The following is a 16,730-nucleotide window of genomic DNA, read 5'->3' on the forward strand; positions in this document are numbered from 1 at the left end:
TGGGCCGCATGACTTTCAGGTTTGATGTCGGATCCAGTTCTCGACAGCGCACAGGTCGAATATCCGCATGAACCTGTCGTCTCGCGAGGCCAGGTCGCGGTCGAAGAATTGCCGGAGGGAGTCGGTGTCGAGAAGGCCTTGTCCTTCGAGCTGGCCAGTCAGGAGGTAATCCTGGAACAGGCGCTTGTTCCGGCGATAGACCGCGCCGGAGTAGTTCATGAAGCTTCCTTTGCTGCGTCGATGCAGAATTTCGGAGGGAAGCAGATCCGCAAACGCGTCACGGGCCACGGCTCGATTCCGGCCTCCGGTTATCCACATCCAGCTTGGAACCTTGAGGCAGGCTTCCACGACGGGTTGGGACAGCAGAGGCATTCGCAGATGCCACTTCGCGCCGCGCGCCAGCCCGTCCCTGAAGACCTGGGTGCCGGCCAGGTCGAAGATGCGTTCCCGATCGCCAGCCAACGCGTCGTCGGGCGCCTCAAACCAGGGATGGGGTTCCAGCATCACTGGCGCTGGCTTGGTGGACAGGAATGACATGTCCGGCCTTCGCGGAGGCTTCGGCCGAGCGAGCAGTTTCCTGAGGGACAGCCTGCCTGCCTTCCAGAAAGTGCATTGGTGGATTTCGGCGAGATCGCGGATCGCACGGATGCCGGCAATCGTTCCACGTTCCCTGAGCGCGTCGGCTGCCGGTGCGGCGGTTCGTGTGTAGCAGAAGACGGTATCGCCGCCACCGCCGGAGAAGAAGCTGTTGATGTCAAGCCGCTTGCCGAACGCCTCGTTCAATTCATTGGCCGCATGCTGCAGGAACCACGTGCTCGGTGCTACCGCGTGCGCTGGAATCCGGAAGCCGGGCTGCGTTTCGTCGAAGCCCAGTCTTTCGACATGCAGTTCCGCGCCCAGCACATCCGCCATCAGTGACGCGTACCTTCGTTCATCGGCACCGGGTACGGGCGTGACCAGATTGCAACATGCCACGCGTGCGTTCGCGTCTTGCAGGCAGGTGGCGACGATGGAGGAGTCCAGTCCTCCGGACAGCTCAAGCAGAAGGGATTGATCCGTCTCGGCCCAGCGCTTCACCGTGGATGACACCGCACTTCGAACGTCGGCTTGAGCCTCAAGCCTGTCGCGATGTCTGCGCGATGGAGCGACGAATGGCCATGGCGACCACGCTTGCTCCAAGGAATACCGGTTTCCCCGTACGTGGAGTTGGCAACCCGGCAGCAGTTCGCGCAGACCGGCAAGACCGGTGCGCCCGGCCTTGTGGTGCGGGTAGATCAGGTTGCCGCCGATGAAATCCCAGTCAATTGCCCTGCTGTACAGACCCGATCGCTCCGCGATCGTTATGTCCGAGGTGATGAAGCGCTTGCTGGGCGAGTAGACGCAGTCGACACCGCCAGACGGATCGCGCATGACCGTCGCGGCATCCGAATCGCGTCCGGATGGCTGCAGAAGCAAGTATTCGCCCCAGAAATTGTCGACGAAGAAATCGACGAGTCGGCGTGGGGAGGAAAGGCGGGACAAATCCGAACTTCCATCCGCGCGCGGAAAGGCATGTCCGACCAGCGCGCCAACGGATGCAAGAGAGAGTACGGGTGTGTCTCCATCGGCATACAGGTCGATACACCCCAAGGCCAGCTTGTGGCGAAGCCCGAGCTCCTGCAGTCTCTCATCGATACATGCGCCATCCTCTCTCCGGCCACACCCGTCGAGCAATGCGATGTATCGGTACATCACACGATCCGTATCGGCGTGTGCGTGATGGCATTGCCCACGGTATCGTTCAAGACGATGTCATCCACCTGCACCCAGCAGTGTGCGGAGAAGGGATCCAGAGCGATTCCGAACACGACATGCGCATGAATCCGCCTTCTGAGCAGGAATTTCGTCATCGCGACGGAATCCAACAGGCAACACATCTCAATCGGTACATAAAGGCGTGCACGACGGAATATGGCGGCTGCTTCAGAGAGTCGTCGCTCCGAAAATTCTGCAAGCGCCCCAGTGCCCGCGGTCTGGATGCGCCTTTCAGCTGCAAGGCCGTCGAGGAGGTTCTTGAGCGTGGAAATCTTCAGCTTTATCCGTGTGATCAGGACGATTGCGAAAACCTCCATCAGCTCTGAGACGCGAAGTTTCCGCGACGGAAGCGATGCTTCCATGGCGCTGCGAATGACGGGCTCGATGCTTGGACTGTCGCCAGTCATCGGATGCAATGGTTCAACGAGGATGCGGCGTTCCACCAATGTGCTTATGTCCGGACCGGGACACTCAGCTCCATCCAGGTAGGCAACCAGCGCCTGTTCCATCAGGAATGGCAACTGGAAGTACCGATCATCGCCGACGTCCAGAAAGACCAGCCTATCGTCGACCCTGCAGTACGAAAGATCGTCACGCAACACGTAGCGGGTCATGCCCATATCCCTCGAAGGAGAAGGGACGCGCCCGGCGGGGCGCGTCCCTTGGACTCAGTCCTGAGAAATTCCCGCGGGGCTGAAGCCGCCAATGACTTCGTTCGTCAGCGGGCCTCCCTGGGTTTCGACGCTGGCGATGCCCAGCACGGTGACGTCTTCCGACGCGGTGGTGTCGATGTTTTCGTTTGTGTTCATCTCAGTCTCCTGCAGTCGCGTCATGGCAATTCCATGACGCATGCAGCGTAGGAGCCGGGAATTTTGATTTTCAAATGATTATTTCTCTGTCAGACGATGATTATTCCGGAGGCGTGATGGCTGTCCTCCTTACGGCGGATTCTGCCTTGATGCTTCTTCGGTTGGCATGCGCCGGAGTGGTCTGACCAAGGCGTCGCATCGTCTTTCATATGCAAGCAATGGAAGCATCTTCAATGCCCGGGGTCGTCCTATGCCTTTCCGCGACACAACGATCCACAAGAGCATGGGATGGGATGTTGTTTAGTGCAGGTAATCGCTGCGGTCATTCAGCAACGCCACGATGCGCGGAACGATTTTCTTCCTGCGTTCGTGATAATCGCGCAGCGCGGATTTTAGCGACGGGATATCGCGTGTCTGCCAATACCGGTCCAATTCCGAGAGTTCTTCGAAACCGTGCCCGAGCAATCCCTGCTTGGCGCGACGTATTGGCGCCAGTCGGTCGTTGGCCTGCTTTACGGCATGGTGCAGGGATCGGTGGGCAGTTGCGCGCGCGATCGCATCGAACAATTGCCACGTCGACTTGACCAGATCGCTGTCGGCAGACACAGGCTCCAGCCGCTCTGCTTTTCGTGCCGCCGGTGCTGCACCGATATCGCATGCCATCAGCAGCAGGCGTTCCATCCAGTCATAGAGGTCGCGCATGCCGACTTCGGTGAGCAACGGAACATGCAGTCCGCCGCGGGCATGGTCAACGACCAGCGCTTCACCGACCAGGCGGTACAGGGCAAATCGAACCGGCGTAGGGCTGGTCTTGAACTCTGTGGCGAGCCCGGTCGGATCAATCCGTTGCCCGGGTGCGTAGCGTCCTGAGCGCAGGGCACGCCGGACCTGTTCGTAGACAAATGCGCTCTTGGAGTGGATCGCATCCATAGCTTGACTCCATGTCTGCGGATGGTTGACTCCTCGGTCGGATGGTACACGGATCCGGCGTTTCGCAAGATATTTCGACTTTCGTTTGACGGAAAGTGCAGACGAAGGCATGCGCAGCCAACCCCGCTACGCCGCTGGCTCGCTGTGGAATCGCGCAAGCGCAACGCTGGCCTATCGATGCGCTCTCTTTGAAAAGAGTGTTCGCACGATCAGAAAGCCCAGCAGCGGAATGGCGATCGCGTAGACGTACTGCGTACGCGACACACCGATGCCGAACGGAAACCAGATGCCCGGGATGCCGATCGTATCGAGCAGTTCGCCGCCGAACAGCGCGGCCATGATCGCGGCCAGCGTGACGAGCGCCAGGACGCGCATCGCGCCGCCACGGGCGATGCGCACGCCGATCACGACGAACAGCGCGATCGAGGCCAGCCGGCTGGCGCCGGTCCAGCTCGCCGAGTGGATCGCCACGCCGATCATTCCGACGACTGCCAGTGCCAGCGCCGCTGCATCGACGCTTGACCACAGACGTGGGCACCAGCGGTTCCACGCGCATGTCCAGGCGGCCACTGTCGGTATCCACATCACCGACGCCAGCCACGCATAGGTGGCCAGACCTTCCAGATCGGTCCACGCGACGATCGCGTTGTTGAGGCGCGCGGCTGCCATAAGCGCGAGCGCAATGCCGGCGAAGAACAGGAAGCCCCTGCGGCGGCTGCGCGACCGGCACCCGATCGCCAGGCCGACAAGCGCCAGCATGGCGATCGGTTCGACCACCTCGACGATGTAGCCGGCGATGGTCCGTTCCCATTGCACGCGGTGCAGTGCGTCGCTGACGGGACGAGGAGCCAGCATGGGAGCGGTATGCATGCCGCCGCCGTCGGGGCTGGCCGCCGAGCTTGGATCCATGTAGGTGCGGACCGCGAGCACCCCGCGGCTGCCTGCCGCATCGGCAGGCAGGGCGAACTGCAGCGGCCGCGTGCCGACGACGCGCGGCGTCCCGCCGAGCCGGCCCGATCCGCCCAGCAACCGGCCATTCCAATACAGTTCGTAACCATCTTCGACGAGGCTGGGTCCGAGGATGTCCCACGACGCGCGTCCGGCCGGTACGGTTACCGTGCGCCGGTACCAGGCGTAGCCGTGATAGCCGGAATGGCCGTGCGCCATCCAGCCGCCCACGTAGTCGGGCAGGCCCACGTCGCCGTCGTGGCTGCCCGGCAGGGCAGTCATGTCGACGGTCTCCCAGCCGCTGTCGTCGGTGCCGGCAGCGGCCCAACGCGAGTCGTCGCCGATGTGGAATCGCCAGGTGCCGTCGAGCAGGATGGCGGAGGCGCGCAGCGCCGGCGGATCGGGTCGGCCGCCGCTTGCCAGATCGGCGATCACGATGGCCAGGGCTGCCAGCGTTGCCATGACGATGCCGACGATGAGCTTGCGTTGGGGCGCGTCCATCGACGGTGCCGTCGCTATCGGTTGGGACATTCTGCAATGACCTCGTCGCAGGATTTCGATGCCGGCCAGCAAGCTACTGTTGAAAATCACTTAGATAGTAGCATTGGGATCGCAGTCTGAAGGCTAAGGCAATCCCGCATGTCGCCCGCGCACGGTCATCTGACGCCACGGCCGGTTGCCGCCATCCGCTTGGATGGCGGGCGGTTGTGCCTGGATTTCGTCAACACCATCCATGACCGCCATGCGGTGCAGATCGAGGACTACCTGCAGGAGCCGCGACGCTTCATCGAATGGTGTGCTCGCAGCGGAGCGCTGCATGTGGACGAAGGCATCCCTGTGCCGCGCGCCGCGCGCGAACGCACCGCATTGATGCGCGAGGTGGCGACCCTGCGTGATCACTTGCATGCATTGTTCGCCGCGCGGATCGATGGTCTGAGGCTACCTGCGAGTGCCGTGCGTGGCCTCGACCACTGGTTGCATCTGGCTTGGGCCGGACAGTCGCTCGGCGCGGACGCTCGGCTGCATTGGCGCGCTGATGCCCGTGACGCGCGGTTGCCGCTGAAGCGCATCGCGCTCGATGCGTTGGACTTGCTTGGCGATCCTGCCGCCTCGCGGCTTCGTCGCTGCGCCAATACCGCTTCGTGCGGCTGGCTGTTCCTCGATACCAGCAAGAATCAACGACGCCGCTGGTGCGCCATGGAAACTTGCGGTACCGCCGACAAGATGCGGCGTTATCGCCAAGACTGACAAACGGCTGCTGATCCCGGTGCTCGCAGGCGAGCGGATTGCTGTCTGGCCGCCAACAGGCCGGGTTCTTGCCAAGGCGGTCAAGAGGGCTGCCTCTTCAAGTTCTTTCGCTCCCCCGTGGCAGGCCCGCGCAGTGAGCGATGGCGGTACTTCCCTTCATGGTGAGGACTATTGAGCGCAGCTATCCCGCAGACAGCTCTGCCCTAGTAGGATTGCGGTTCGCCGTGGGCCATCGCAGCCCTCGGCATCCTTGAACCTTGCCATCGGATACTACCCATGAATCTGCACCGCACCTTGCTTGTCGCCGCGCTGGCTGCCGCTACCGGCCTTTCCTTCGCCCCTGCCGCGTCGGCGCAGGGCGCTGCCGCCCCCGCCGCCAACCCGCTGGGTGGCAACGCGGTGCCGGGCGTGTGCATGCTCTCGCGCGAGGCGGTGTTCGCGCAGTCCAAGGTGGGTCAGGCCGCGAGCGATCACCTGAAGTCGCTGGCGCAGCAGCAGCAGCAGTCGCTGGAAGCCCAGGGCAAGCCGCTGGACGCAGACATCCAGGCGTTCCAGCAGAAGGCTGCCTCGTTGACCGAAGCGCAGCGCCAGCAGCAGGGCCAGGCGCTGCAGCAGCGCATGCAGACCCTCAAGGCACAGGAAGATGAGCTCAACCAGCGCATCCAGCTGACCCGCGGCAAGGTGATGGAGCAGATCGGCCAGCAGGCGCAGCCCATCGTCAACAGCACATACAGCAGCCACCATTGCGGCCTGCTGCTGAACCGCGACGCCGTGCTGGGCGGCAACACCACCAATGACCTCACGCCCGAAGTGGTGAGCGGTCTGGACGGCAGGATCACCACGCTCAATTTCAACCTGGAACCGCTGCCGGCTAATACCGGCAAGTAAGCGCCAGCGACGATGCAGCGAAACCGGATGGCTGTCGCACTGTGTGCGGCGGCCATTCTTTTTGTCTGCGCTACCACCATGAGGGGACGGTGCGATGGGCGCGGAATCGCGCACAACTGCCGGCAGCATGCGGCCCCGGTGCTAGATTTGTCGACCAACCCACGCCGTGGAGCGCCTCATGATCGCAAATGCCCTCTATCCCATCGGTACGCCCGGCCAACCCTGGGGGGCGGCTGAAGTTGCCGAGTGGCGCACATGGCAGCGCCGTCTGCGCAGTTACGGGGATGAAGTGCAGGACCGCATCATGGCGTTGCGCGCGAACTTCGAGGTGGCCGAATACGGCCGGCTGGAGTATTCGCCGGAAAGCTACCCGCTGTTCTTCGTGAAGAGCCGCGACTGGAACGAAGCGCTGCCCGTGATGCTGCTCACCGGTGGCGTGCACGGCTACGAAACCAGTGGCGTGCATGGTGCCTTGCAATTTCTCGAACACGATGCAGCCCGCTACGAAGGGCGCATCAACCTGCTGGCCGTGCCTTGCGTGAGTCCGTGGGGCTACGAGCGCATCCATCGCTGGAACGCGGATGCGCTCGATCCCAACCGCAATTTCCGTGCGGACAGCCCGGCGCAGGAGTCCGCTGCGTTGTGGCGCCTGCTTTCGCCGTTGCGCGACACGGCGTGCATGCACATCGACCTGCATGAGACCACCGACACCGACGAGAGCGAATACCGCCCCGCGCTGGCCGCGCGCGACGGCAAGCCATTCCAGCCAGGCACCATTCCGGACGGCTTCTACCTGTGCGCGGACAGCGCGCGGCCGGAGCCGGACTTCCAGCAGGCGGTGATCGCCGAGGTGGCGAAGGTCACCCACATCGCGCCGGCTGATCCCGACGGCACCATCATCGGCTCGCCGGTGGTGGCGCATGGCGTGATCGAGTACGACTGCCGCAAGCTCGGCCTGTGCGCCGGCATCACCGATGCGCCTTACCGCACCACTACCGAGGTCTACCCGGACAGCCCGCGTGCCACGCCCGCGCAGTGCAACGACGCGCAGGCCGCGGCTGTGCGTGCGGCGATCGACTACGCGCTGGCGTATCCGGCAAAGGCTTCCGCCTAACGGCAACGAGGGCGGAACACAGTCGGCTGGTTTCCACGTCGTGGATGCCCGATGACTCAGTTCGTGATGTCCGGACCCTGCGCGGGCTCATTCAGCGACTTGTCGCGCCGGCAGACGGTCAGCGGCTCCGCCGTCGCCTTGCGGATCAGCTGCACGCTGCGGGTACGCAGGTCGGCTTGCATGGACAGGCAGGCGCAACCGTAGCCGTGGTGGCCGCTGTTGGTCTCGACCCATTGTGCGTCGCCGAACTCGGGCCAGTCGCCCTTCGCCTGATGGCCGCCTTGCGTGGCGATGATCCAGGTGCCGTCGCGATCGGTCAGGCTGGCGTTTCCCGGCGTGGGGTTCTCGAACCAGCCGCAGCGTCGCTGCAGCTGTTGCGAGCTTGCTGCGATGGCTGGTGCCAGGGCGAGTCCGGACAGCAGGATGACGACGGGCATGATGACGCGACGAGTCGACAGCTGGCGCATGGACGTCCTCCGGACAGGGCCGGGCGTGAGCATAGCGGGGGAAGATGGCCACGGGAGCCAGCGGCGGCGCATGTCGAGGTTCGGGGCATACTTGAATGACCATCCGGGGCACCCGGAGATATGGAGGAAGGCAGGCATGTCGTTCGGATGGACGTTGTTTGGCACGATTGCACAGCTGCTGCTGGCGTACTTCCTGTTCATGCTCGTCGTTTTCTCCGCGGCCGGCGTCGCGAATGGCAGCCAGCTGGGCAAGCTCCAGCTCGGCATCCTGAACCTGTCGATCTATCTGCTGCCGTCGCTGTGCGGGTTGAGCGCGGCCATCGTGGTGTACCTGTATCGGCACGGCGGCAGTGCGGCGTCGTATGGGTGGTATGCGATGCCGCTGGCTGCCACGGTGCTGTACCTGGGTTATGCCATCATCTTGGGTCACCGCACCTAGCCTGCTTCCGAGGCAACTCACGCAAACGCGGCCGATCGCCGATGCCGCCGATGTCGACGGACTGGTAGATCGGCGCCCCCGGATCACGGAGAGCACCATGAAATTCCTGCTGATGGTCTACAGCGACGACGCCTTGCTGGACGCCCTGCCGCCGGGCGAGTTCGACACGCGCATGCATGCCTGCATCACCCACGCGGACGAGTTGCGCGCCGAGGGGCGGCTGCTCGATGCGCAGCAGTTGGAGGCGCCGGCCACCGCGAAGTCGGTGCGCACCCGGCTGGGCAAGACCGTGGTGCTGGACGGCCCGTTCGCGGAAACCAAGGAATACCTCGCCGGTTTCAATCTGGTCGAGGCGGACAGCGAAGAGGAGGCGATCCGGATGGCTGCCGAGCTGCCATGGGCGCAGACGGGCTGCATCGAAGTGCGTGCCTTGCGCGATTTCGAGGCGGTGCGCCGGCGCGTGGGCGCGTGACCATCGCTGTGCCGCGTCGTCCCGGTTACGGGATGCTGGTCTCCACCACCGTGTCCAGCACGTAGGCCGCAGGCGCATTGCTGCTGGAGTAACGTTTCACGCGCACGATGTTGTGCACGCCGTCCTGATGCGTGTAGCCCTCGATGGCTGGCAGCGCATGCCAATCGCCGGGCGTGCCGGTCTTGAGGCCGCTGGTGTCGTAGTGGACCTCGCGCACGTTCAGGCAGGCCTGGCTCTGCTGGCAAGGCACGGTCTGCGCCGCCACCTCCAGGAACGCGAGAGTGCCGGGGCCGCCGTAGCGGGTTTCGGCAGTGGGCACGCCGGTGAAGTCCAGCGTGTCGCCGGTGGCGGTACGCAATTGCAGTTGCGGCATGTCGCCGTTTTTCGTCACCACGATGACGGGGTGGCTTGCGAGGCGCTGGCCGATCAGGCCGTCCAACTGGTTCAGTCCCGGCTCGCGGCAGGCCATCATGGTGTGCATCATCGGACCGACCATGAGTCGGCCGTCCTCGATCCGATAGCTGCCGCCCATGCCGTTGCAGGCATTGCGCACGCTGAGGCGACCGTCGACGAAGTCGAGCTGCACCGGCTTGCCCGGGCGCACGAACAAGGCATTGATGCGCTGGCCGCCCTGGTCGGTGGCCAACGCCAGTTGCCAGTGGTAGCTGGCCAGCAGCGTGGCATCCGGCGGGGTGTCGTCCGGCATGGTCGCGCCCTTGGCGGGCGGCGCGGATGCGCAGATGGCGAGGGCGACGGCGAGAGGCGGCAGCAACGGCAGATGGCGGCGCATGGCGTTCTCCACGCAGGGAATGGCGCGAGCTTAGGCCATGCGCCATGCCCTGGCGATGTCGCGGATAATGCGGCGCTTCTCCGCGATTCAGGCACAGCGAGGCGACCATGCTGAAGGTGGTGGGTTTCGACGGCGACGACACCCTGTGGCGCAGCGAGGATTATTACCGCGAGGCCAGCGCCGAGTTTGCCGCCATCGTGGGCAACTACGCCGACCTTGCCGACAGTGCGGTGCATGCGCGCATGCTAGCCACCGAGCGCAGCAACCTCGCCTTGTTCGGCTACGGCGCCAAGGGCATGACGTTGTCGATGGTGGAAACCGCCATCGTGCTCAGCGATGGCCGTATCGGCGCGCGCGACATCCATCGCCTCGTCGAGATCGGCAAACGCGTGCTGCAGCATCCGGTGGAACTGCTGCCCGGCATCCGCGAAGCGGTATCGGCGGTCGCCGAAACGCACGCGGTGGTGCTGGTCACCAAGGGCGATCTTTTCCATCAGGAAAAGAAGGTGGCCGAATCGGGACTCGCCGGGTTGTTCCGCCGTATCGAGATCGTTTCCGAGAAGGACACGGCTACCTACCGGCGCCTGCTGGACGAGTTCGGCATCGCGCCGCACGAGTTCGCCATGGTCGGCAATTCGCTGCGCTCGGACATCGAGCCGGTGCTGCGCCTCGGTGGCTGGGGCGTACACATGCCCTACCACGTGACCTGGGCGCACGAGCTGGAGAACGGGCTGGGCGCCCAGGATGCGCAGCGCATGCGCGAGGTGGCGGAGGCTTCGGAAATCCCTGCCGCGCTGGCGCAACTGGATGCGCTGGCCTGATGCAGCCGCCGCGCCTGGTGCTGGACACCAACGTCTGCCTGGACCTGTTCGTGTTCGGCGATGCGCAGTGCCTGGCTTTGCGCGAGGCGTTGCGTGCCGGGACGGTGGAGGCGGTGACCGACGCGGTCTGCCGCGACGAATGGCTGAAGGTGCTCGGCTATCCGCAACTGGCGCTGGACGCGGTGCGACGCGATCTCGCGATTGCCGCGTTCGATGCGTGCTTGCGCATGCTGCCGGAGATGGAACGCAGGCCGTCTCCGGCATTGCCGGCACTGCCGCGCTGCGCCGATCCCGACGACCAGAAGTTCCTCGAACTGGCGCAGGCCTGCGGCGCGCAGTGGCTGCTCAGCCGCGACAACGAACTCTTGAAGCTGGCGCGCCGAGCGCGGCGCGATCATGGCTTCGGCATCGCCACGCCACTGGACTGGTCGCGCGCCGGGAGACCTTGAGCAGGCCCTCACGCCGGATTGGCGGGAGCCTCGTCGGCAAAACCGGTGTAGTTGTCCGGGAACACGGGGGCGCCGTCGTCTTCCAGCGCCAGCACTGCAGCCAGGGCATCGTCCGCCGCACGCTCGGCGATATCCTGGTGGCGGAAGCTGCGGTTTTCGCAGATCGCGTAATACACGGGGAATCCATGCCCGTGCGGCACCACGCACAGCCATGCCGTGTAGCGCGAGCCTTCCAGGCTGGCGCCGGAGCGCACGGTGTAATCCGGGAATTCGCGTTCGGCCATGGGCGTGGATCCGGGGTGGGGAAAACGCAGTGTATCGCGCCAGGTGCCCGGGCCGTGACCCGCGCTAGCCGGATGGTTCGCGATCCACCATCGGCACCACGTCGTGGAAGACGCCGTAATCGATGATGTTGAGGCCGTGCCCGTCGTCGGTGACAAGGTCGACGTAGCGGTGGTTCCAGCGCAATTCGTCGTGGCGCCATTGGTGGCGCGCCAGCATGGATTGCGCGGTGGTCTCGTCGATGCCTTCGATGGTCAGCAGCAGCGTCATCTGTGTCTGCTCCATCGCTTCGGCATCGAGGCCATACAGCGGGCTGCTCTCGTCGATCACATGCATCAGCAGCCAGCTGAGGATGAAGATCGGGTGACGGTCGCGTACCAGCTTCAGATCGTAGATCTTGCGCATCTTCAGTCCCTCGGACGAAGACTCCATTCGGATCATGTGCAGTTGGGCGGACGCTTCGCTGATCACGTTCTGCCGCATGTTGGCCGTGCGTACCATCAGCGTCTGCTGGCCGTTGATCGTATGTACGATCGGATTGTTGGAGAAGATCATCTTGGCGCGCGGCCGAGAGAAGCGCGCGAAGATCAGCCCGGTGGTCACCGCGATGCAGGCCATGCCGGTGAAGATTTCCACCGTGGCGACGCAGTGCGCATAGATGGTCTGCGGATGCATGTCACCGTAGCCGACCGTGGCCAGGGTTTCCACGCTGAAGAAGAATGCGCCGCCGAAGCCATGCGGGAACTGGTTGGCGATCGGCCGGTCGCCGAGCAGGTAGAGCGACGCGAAGATCGTGTTGAGCAGCAGGAAAGCCGCGCCGGCGGTCAGGAAGAACACCGGCCAGCGCATGGTCAGCGCCTGGTGGTAGATGTCGTCCCAGATGCGCTGGGACAACCCGCGGCTGACGAACGGCCGGCCACCGATGGTGATGATGCGCGGACGGCGCCACAGGGTCAGCAGATGCTTGAGGTTCATTGCGGCGACGCCGTTCCGGCAAGTGTGGCGAGTATGGAACCTAGGCGATGCCGACGTCCGTGGAGTCGACCACGCCGATGCCTAGCGCCTGCAGGGTCGAGCGGGTGGCGTCGTCGGAGTCCGGCGTGACCGGCCGGCTGAGATCCCAGGCGAGCCAGGCGCGAAAGCCCAGTGCGGCGGCATCCTGCGCCGTCCACAGCACGCAGACGTCGCGTGCGAGGCCGCACACCAGCACTTCGTCCACGCCGCGTTCGCGCAGCCACCCTGCGAGTCCCGTGGCGGCCCGCGTGCCATGCGGGCCGTGGTTCTCGCGAAAGCCGCTGTAGGAATCCACCTGGGGGTCGCTGCCCTTGCGCAGGATCAGGTCGGCCGTCGACCAGGCTATGCCCGGGTGCAGCGCGGCGCCCGGCGTGTCCTGCACGCAGTGGTCCGGCCACAGTGTCTGCGGGTGACCGTGGAGATCGATCTGTTGGAACGCCTGGGCATCCGGATGCGAACTGGCGAACGAAACGTGGCCCGGTGGATGCCAGTCCTGCGTGGCCACCACGTGGCGGAAGCGGCGCGCGCGCAGCAGGCGGTCGATGCCTGGCACGATCGCGTCGCCCTCGTGGCAGGCCAGCGTGCCGCCGGGCATGAAATCCGGCTGCACGTCTACCACGATGAGGGCAGTGCGTTCGGTAATGGCGAAGGACATGGCGTTCCTGCGTGCGTGGCAAGGGCGGAAGTCTAGCGCGCAGGCATAATGCGGGCTCGATGCGGACGGAACAGGGTGCGATGAACTACGACCAATCGTGGATGGGATACGGCTGGACCGGCGGTCTGGAGGCCGGCGCGATCAGCCTCGCCGTTGGCTTCGTGCTTTATCTCGCATTCCACGGGCTCGGCCGGCGCAATGGCTGGAGCGACGCGAAGCAGATCGCCTGGTCGTATCTGCTTGCCATGGTGCTCACCGGGCGCGTGGACTTCTGGAACCTGTTCTATTTCAACTACGCGCGTTTGCAGTCGCTGCAACTGCTGCAGGCCAAGCTGGCCGAAGTCCACGATCCGGACGGCATCGGCACGCGTGCCTTGTGCGAACTGGTGGGCGCCGCGGTAGGCGTGTTCATCGCATGGCTGCTGTGCGGCAGGCATTGGCGGCAAAGCTGAGGTATCGGGGGCTTGTTCGAAAGCTGACGCCGGGAGTTGGTTCGCGCCAAGCTCCGCTTGCCCTCGCGAGCGTTTTGCGCACTTCGCATGTGTTCGGTTGCGCTGGAATGACGAGCGGGAAACCCTCGGTTCTGGATAGGGCGCGTAATGGCCGTCACGTCTATCGCATAGGTGGGAGCGGCTCCCGAACTCTCGACATGGCCTGCCGGTAGTTTCGGCGTGAACCAGGCCGCTTCTCTGAGTCACCTCTCTCCGGCCCATACAGATTCATGCAGGCCAGCAAAGAGAGGTGACTCGGGCGTCGGCAGGCACTCGAAAGCGCCTTGTTCCTTGCGATCACTCGGAACATCCATGTCGCAAGCTGGAAAGGGTGAGCGGGAGATTTAGAGGATCGGATCGAACAATCGCGCCACATGCATGGCCACCCGGCGCAGGTAGGACGCATCGAGGTACTCGCGCGCATCCACCTCCCGCGACTGTGCGAAGTCGCGCTCCAGCATCCCCTCGACCTGTTGCGCGAAATCGCGGTCCAGCACCAGCGCATTGGCCTCGAAGTTGAGCCGGAACGAACGTGAGTCGAGATTGAGGCTGCCCACCGAGGCGCAGTCGTCATCCACCAGCACCACCTTCTGGTGCATGAAGCCGGGCTGGTAGCGGAACAGGCGCACTCCGGCCCGCACGGCGTAATAGGCGTGCATGGTCGAGGCGAGGAACACGGTATGGTGGTCCGGTCGCGATGGGATCAGCACACGCACGTCCACGCCGCGGAAGACGGCCAGCTGCAGCGCGGCGCGCACCGAATGGTCGGGCACGAAGTAGGGCGTCGCGAGCCAGATGCGCCGCCGCGCCGCGTTGATCGCGGCGGTGATGAACAACGAACCGGTTTCCTGCAGATCGGCCGGGCCGCTGGCGACCACCAGTACGCGTGCGCTGCCATCCGGCGCCGGCGCCGGGTGCAGCGGCAACGGCGCGCCGGTGATCCATTCCCAGTCGTCGGCGAACAGTTGCTGCAGGTCGGTCACTGCGGGGCCGGCCAGTTCCATGTGGGTGTCGCGCCACGGCGCCAGCGGCGGCTTCAGCCCCAGGTATTCGTCGCCCACGTTGAGGCCGCCGATGAAGGCGCGCTCGCCGTCCACCACCACGATCTTGCGATGGTTGCGGAAGTTGAGCTGGAAGCGGTTGCGCAGCCGGTGGGTGGCGAAGGGGTGGATCGCCACGCCGCCCGCGCGCAGCGTTTCCACGTAATGGCGCGGCAAGTCGTGGCTGCCCACGCCGTCGTAGAGTACGCATACGCGCACGCCGGCAGCCGCGCGTTCCAGCAGTGCCTGCTGCATGCGCCTGCCAAGGCCGTCGTCGTGGAAGATGAAGAACTGCACCAGCAGCGTGTGCCGTGACTCGGCGATGGCGGCGAAGATCGCCTCGAACGCCGCGTCGCCGTCGACCAGCAGGCGCAACCGGTGGCCGGCGCGGAACGGGCGGCAAAGCATTGCCACCAGCGCGGCGTAGCGGCCCTCATCGTCCTCCGATGGACCGGCCGACCGCTCGCGCGGCGCAGCACCGCGATGCCGCCTGAGGTAACCGCGAAAACGGCTGGCGCCCAGGAACAGATAGGGCACCAGGGTAAGCGCGGGCAGCAGCAGCAGACCCAGTACCCAGCCAATCGCACCCTGTGGCGTGCGCGTATGCATCAGCGCGTGCGCGGCGGCGAGGATGCCGAGCACTTGCAGGAGCAGGACGACATCGCCGAACAGGCTGAGGGTCATGGAGTTGTCGTGCGTTACCCCGCCAGCAACTGGTCGGCCACGGCGCGCGCCTGCTGGCGGATTTCCGGCATCGCGGTGGATTCCCACAGCGTACCGCGCAACAGGCTGCCGATGGCGAACAGCCGCGACCACTCGCCGCCGTCGTGCAGCAGGCGGCCCTGCGGCGTGGCCCGGCAACCCAGCCCCAGCGGATCGGGCAGCACATGCCGGTTCACCACCAACTGGCGCATCAGCGGGTGCGGCGTGCCCGCGACGTCGAAGTCCATGCCCACCGATTGCACCACCAGTCCAGCATGCAGCGTCTGCATCTTCGACGCGTCGCGGTCGTGCGGATGCAACTCCAGCCGCAGGCCATTACCGTCGTCGTCGGCATCGACGCGATACAGCTGTCCGCGCTGGCGGTGCAGGCGGCCCGAGCGCTCCAGTTCGGCGAGGCCTTCATGCACCGATGGCGGCATGCGATGGCGCGCGCGCTCCCACGCCCAGCGGGCATGGCGCTGGAAGCGTGCGCGCTGGTCCAGCGGCAACGCGGCCCACAGCCCGGGCGTATACGGGCGCAGGCTGTCGATCACGCTGCGCCAGTCTTCTTCCTGCGCAATCGCCTCGCGCAGCAGTCGCAGCCAGCGGCGCACGTCGGGTTCGTCCTGCATCGCCTCGACCAACAGCGCGCTGTCCTCGGCGGGCAGCGAGGTGGTGTGCAGGTGCGGTTCGGGCAGCATGCCGTGGCGGGAGATCGCAGTGAACCGGGTCTCGGGCCAGCGTGCGGCAAGCTCCAGCAGCACATCGGCAGCGGTGAGCCCGAGGCCGATCACCACCACGTGTTCGGGTACGTCGGCGGGCGGGTTTGCGAGCAGCGGCCATGGATCGACCACGTAGCGGCCACCGGCCAGCGCGCCGTCGCTTACGCCTGCCAACGGTTGCGGTGGCAACGCGCCAAGCGCCAGCACGGCAGCGTCCACGCGGTGGACGTCCTCGCCGCGGAGCACGCTGACCCCGCCGGTCTCCGGCACCACGGCGTCCGCGGCGAACGGCACGATCTGCACGTCATGGCCGTGCAGTCTGCCAAACGCCAGGGCCTGGGCCACTTCGGCTTCGAGATAGTCGCCGTAGCGGCGGCGCGGCAGGAAGTCGGTGCCGGCAACGGAAGGGTCATCGCGCTGCACGAAATCGAGGAAACCCTGCGGTTTGCCGGCGAACATGCCCATCGACGCAGCACGCACATTGAGCAGGTGGCGCTCGGAACCGGTGGAATAAGCCACGCCGCGTGCAGGCGTGCCGCCGCCGGTATACCAGTCGAGGTGCAGCGGTTGCGGCGGGCGGCGCGCCAGCAGTTCGCCGAGCAGCGCGGCGGAAGCGGCGCCGCCGCCGATGATGGCGACACGTCGATGCATGCGT

20 protein-coding genes are annotated in these 16,730 nt (G+C 65.2%); 8 read left to right on the forward strand and 12 right to left on the reverse strand.

Annotation, left to right across the window (positions count from 1 at the left end; translation table 11 throughout):
- Positions 1 to 15: 15 nt before the first annotated feature.
- The 5 genes from ISP25_RS16500 to ISP25_RS16520 all read right to left on the reverse strand — a co-directional run bounded on the left by ISP25_RS16500 (position 16) and on the right by ISP25_RS16520 (position 5,054).
- A complete protein-coding gene (locus tag ISP25_RS16500; protein WP_404615423.1) occupies positions 16 to 1,731 on the reverse strand; it encodes a lasso peptide isopeptide bond-forming cyclase in 1,716 nt (571 codons plus the stop codon).
- A complete protein-coding gene (locus ISP25_RS16505; protein ID WP_404615425.1) occupies positions 1,731 to 2,408 on the reverse strand; it encodes a lasso peptide biosynthesis B2 protein in 678 nt (225 codons plus the stop codon). The genes ISP25_RS16500 and ISP25_RS16505 overlap by 1 nt, the downstream gene beginning before the upstream one ends.
- Before the next feature lie 54 nt (positions 2,409 to 2,462).
- Entirely contained in the window at positions 2,463 to 2,603 is a 141-nt protein-coding gene (locus ISP25_RS16510) for a benenodin family lasso peptide (RefSeq protein WP_192159743.1), read from the reverse strand.
- Between the two features lie 300 nt (positions 2,604 to 2,903).
- Entirely contained in the window at positions 2,904 to 3,533 is a 630-nt protein-coding gene (locus ISP25_RS16515; protein WP_404615427.1) for a GntR family transcriptional regulator, read from the reverse strand.
- A gap of 171 nt (positions 3,534 to 3,704) precedes the next feature.
- A complete protein-coding gene (locus ISP25_RS16520) occupies positions 3,705 to 5,054 on the reverse strand; it encodes a glycoside hydrolase family 2 (RefSeq protein WP_404615429.1) in 1,350 nt (449 codons plus the stop codon).
- A 66-nt stretch (positions 5,055 to 5,120) separates the two neighbouring features.
- On the opposite strand from ISP25_RS16520, the gene ISP25_RS16525 reads away from it, so the two are divergent.
- From ISP25_RS16525 to ISP25_RS16535, 3 genes are all read left to right on the forward strand, one after another.
- Positions 5,121 to 5,729 (forward strand): CGNR zinc finger domain-containing protein, encoded by a 609-nt coding sequence (locus tag ISP25_RS16525; protein WP_404615431.1) that lies wholly within the window; start codon positions 5,121 to 5,123, stop codon positions 5,727 to 5,729.
- Positions 5,730 to 6,005: 276 nt separating this feature from the next.
- Positions 6,006 to 6,617: an OmpH family outer membrane protein gene (locus tag ISP25_RS16530; RefSeq protein WP_404615433.1), complete on the forward strand. Its 612-nt coding sequence runs from the start codon at positions 6,006 to 6,008 to the stop codon at positions 6,615 to 6,617.
- 178 nt (positions 6,618 to 6,795) lie between these two features.
- A complete protein-coding gene (locus tag ISP25_RS16535) occupies positions 6,796 to 7,731 on the forward strand; it encodes a M14 family metallopeptidase (protein WP_404615435.1) in 936 nt (311 codons plus the stop codon).
- 56 nt (positions 7,732 to 7,787) lie between these two features.
- Here the strand turns inward: ISP25_RS16535 and ISP25_RS16540 are convergent, their stop codons facing one another.
- Complete coding sequence (locus ISP25_RS16540; protein WP_404615437.1) at positions 7,788 to 8,198, reverse strand: DUF4087 domain-containing protein; 411 nt, start codon at positions 8,196 to 8,198, stop codon at positions 7,788 to 7,790.
- A gap of 136 nt (positions 8,199 to 8,334) precedes the next feature.
- Between ISP25_RS16540 and ISP25_RS16545 the strand changes: the two genes are divergently transcribed.
- Complete coding sequence (locus ISP25_RS16545; protein WP_404615439.1) at positions 8,335 to 8,637, forward strand: hypothetical protein; 303 nt, start codon at positions 8,335 to 8,337, stop codon at positions 8,635 to 8,637.
- 97 nt (positions 8,638 to 8,734) lie between these two features.
- A complete protein-coding gene (locus tag ISP25_RS16550) occupies positions 8,735 to 9,109 on the forward strand; it encodes a YciI family protein (RefSeq protein ID WP_192159762.1) in 375 nt (124 codons plus the stop codon).
- A gap of 25 nt (positions 9,110 to 9,134) precedes the next feature.
- Here the strand turns inward: ISP25_RS16550 and ISP25_RS16555 are convergent, their stop codons facing one another.
- On the reverse strand, positions 9,135 to 9,899 hold the full coding sequence (locus tag ISP25_RS16555) for an META domain-containing protein (protein ID WP_404615441.1): 765 nt from the start codon (positions 9,897 to 9,899) through the stop codon (positions 9,135 to 9,137).
- Positions 9,900 to 10,006: 107 nt separating this feature from the next.
- Between ISP25_RS16555 and ISP25_RS16560 the strand changes: the two genes are divergently transcribed.
- Together ISP25_RS16560 and ISP25_RS16565 are read left to right on the forward strand one after the other, a co-directional pair.
- Positions 10,007 to 10,720 (forward strand): HAD family hydrolase, encoded by a 714-nt coding sequence (locus ISP25_RS16560; protein WP_404615443.1) that lies wholly within the window; start codon positions 10,007 to 10,009, stop codon positions 10,718 to 10,720.
- Positions 10,720 to 11,169 (forward strand): PIN domain-containing protein, encoded by a 450-nt coding sequence (locus tag ISP25_RS16565; RefSeq protein ID WP_192159768.1) that lies wholly within the window; start codon positions 10,720 to 10,722, stop codon positions 11,167 to 11,169. The genes ISP25_RS16560 and ISP25_RS16565 overlap by 1 nt, the downstream gene beginning before the upstream one ends.
- Positions 11,170 to 11,177: 8 nt before the next feature.
- On the opposite strand, the gene ISP25_RS16570 is transcribed toward ISP25_RS16565, so the two are convergent.
- The 3 genes from ISP25_RS16570 to pncA form a co-directional block, all read right to left on the reverse strand.
- On the reverse strand, positions 11,178 to 11,453 hold the full coding sequence (locus tag ISP25_RS16570; RefSeq protein WP_192159770.1) for a hypothetical protein: 276 nt from the start codon (positions 11,451 to 11,453) through the stop codon (positions 11,178 to 11,180).
- 64 nt (positions 11,454 to 11,517) lie between these two features.
- Entirely contained in the window at positions 11,518 to 12,426 is a 909-nt protein-coding gene (locus tag ISP25_RS16575; RefSeq protein ID WP_192159772.1) for an ion channel, read from the reverse strand.
- A gap of 40 nt (positions 12,427 to 12,466) precedes the next feature.
- The gene (pncA, locus tag ISP25_RS16580) at positions 12,467 to 13,120 is read right to left on the reverse strand and encodes a bifunctional nicotinamidase/pyrazinamidase (protein ID WP_404615445.1); all 654 of its coding nucleotides are present in this window, start codon (positions 13,118 to 13,120) and stop codon (positions 12,467 to 12,469) included.
- A gap of 80 nt (positions 13,121 to 13,200) precedes the next feature.
- On the opposite strand from pncA, the gene ISP25_RS16585 reads away from it, so the two are divergent.
- On the forward strand, positions 13,201 to 13,572 hold the full coding sequence (locus ISP25_RS16585) for a hypothetical protein (RefSeq protein ID WP_192159775.1): 372 nt from the start codon (positions 13,201 to 13,203) through the stop codon (positions 13,570 to 13,572).
- 383 nt (positions 13,573 to 13,955) lie between these two features.
- On the opposite strand, the gene cls is transcribed toward ISP25_RS16585, so the two are convergent.
- A complete protein-coding gene (gene cls / locus ISP25_RS16590) occupies positions 13,956 to 15,335 on the reverse strand; it encodes a cardiolipin synthase (protein WP_404615447.1) in 1,380 nt (459 codons plus the stop codon).
- A 14-nt stretch (positions 15,336 to 15,349) separates the two neighbouring features.
- Complete coding sequence (locus ISP25_RS16595) at positions 15,350 to 16,726, reverse strand: FAD/NAD(P)-binding protein (RefSeq protein ID WP_404615449.1); 1,377 nt, start codon at positions 16,724 to 16,726, stop codon at positions 15,350 to 15,352.
- Positions 16,727 to 16,730 lie beyond the last annotated feature (4 nt).

Source organism: Rhodanobacter hydrolyticus (assembly GCF_044904645.1).

Excerpts from the sequence above, each read along its gene's own strand:
- ISP25_RS16575 (WP_192159772.1), bottom strand. The coding sequence starts at position 12,426 with ATGAACCTCAAGCATCTGCTGACCCTGTGGCGCCGTCCGCGCATCATC.
- ISP25_RS16550 (WP_192159762.1), top strand. The coding sequence starts at position 8,735 with ATGAAATTCCTGCTGATGGTCTACAGCGACGACGCCTTGCTGGACGCC.
- ISP25_RS16585 (WP_192159775.1), top strand. The coding sequence starts at position 13,201 with ATGAACTACGACCAATCGTGGATGGGATACGGCTGGACCGGCGGTCTG.
- cls (WP_404615447.1), bottom strand. The coding sequence starts at position 15,335 with ATGACCCTCAGCCTGTTCGGCGATGTCGTCCTGCTCCTGCAAGTGCTC.
- ISP25_RS16545 (WP_404615439.1), top strand. The coding sequence starts at position 8,335 with ATGTCGTTCGGATGGACGTTGTTTGGCACGATTGCACAGCTGCTGCTG.
- ISP25_RS16535 (WP_404615435.1), top strand. The coding sequence starts at position 6,796 with ATGATCGCAAATGCCCTCTATCCCATCGGTACGCCCGGCCAACCCTGG.
- ISP25_RS16595 (WP_404615449.1), bottom strand. The coding sequence starts at position 16,726 with ATGCATCGACGTGTCGCCATCATCGGCGGCGGCGCCGCTTCCGCCGCG.
- ISP25_RS16540 (WP_404615437.1), bottom strand. The coding sequence starts at position 8,198 with ATGCGCCAGCTGTCGACTCGTCGCGTCATCATGCCCGTCGTCATCCTG.
- ISP25_RS16500 (WP_404615423.1), bottom strand. The coding sequence starts at position 1,731 with ATGTACCGATACATCGCATTGCTCGACGGGTGTGGCCGGAGAGAGGAT.
- pncA (WP_404615445.1), bottom strand. The coding sequence starts at position 13,120 with ATGTCCTTCGCCATTACCGAACGCACTGCCCTCATCGTGGTAGACGTG.
- ISP25_RS16565 (WP_192159768.1), top strand. The coding sequence starts at position 10,720 with ATGCAGCCGCCGCGCCTGGTGCTGGACACCAACGTCTGCCTGGACCTG.
- ISP25_RS16515 (WP_404615427.1), bottom strand. The coding sequence starts at position 3,533 with ATGGATGCGATCCACTCCAAGAGCGCATTTGTCTACGAACAGGTCCGG.
- ISP25_RS16555 (WP_404615441.1), bottom strand. The coding sequence starts at position 9,899 with ATGCGCCGCCATCTGCCGTTGCTGCCGCCTCTCGCCGTCGCCCTCGCC.
- ISP25_RS16505 (WP_404615425.1), bottom strand. The coding sequence starts at position 2,408 with ATGACCCGCTACGTGTTGCGTGACGATCTTTCGTACTGCAGGGTCGAC.
- ISP25_RS16570 (WP_192159770.1), bottom strand. The coding sequence starts at position 11,453 with ATGGCCGAACGCGAATTCCCGGATTACACCGTGCGCTCCGGCGCCAGC.
- ISP25_RS16525 (WP_404615431.1), top strand. The coding sequence starts at position 5,121 with ATGTCGCCCGCGCACGGTCATCTGACGCCACGGCCGGTTGCCGCCATC.
- ISP25_RS16510 (WP_192159743.1), bottom strand. The coding sequence starts at position 2,603 with ATGAACACAAACGAAAACATCGACACCACCGCGTCGGAAGACGTCACC.
- ISP25_RS16560 (WP_404615443.1), top strand. The coding sequence starts at position 10,007 with ATGCTGAAGGTGGTGGGTTTCGACGGCGACGACACCCTGTGGCGCAGC.
- ISP25_RS16530 (WP_404615433.1), top strand. The coding sequence starts at position 6,006 with ATGAATCTGCACCGCACCTTGCTTGTCGCCGCGCTGGCTGCCGCTACC.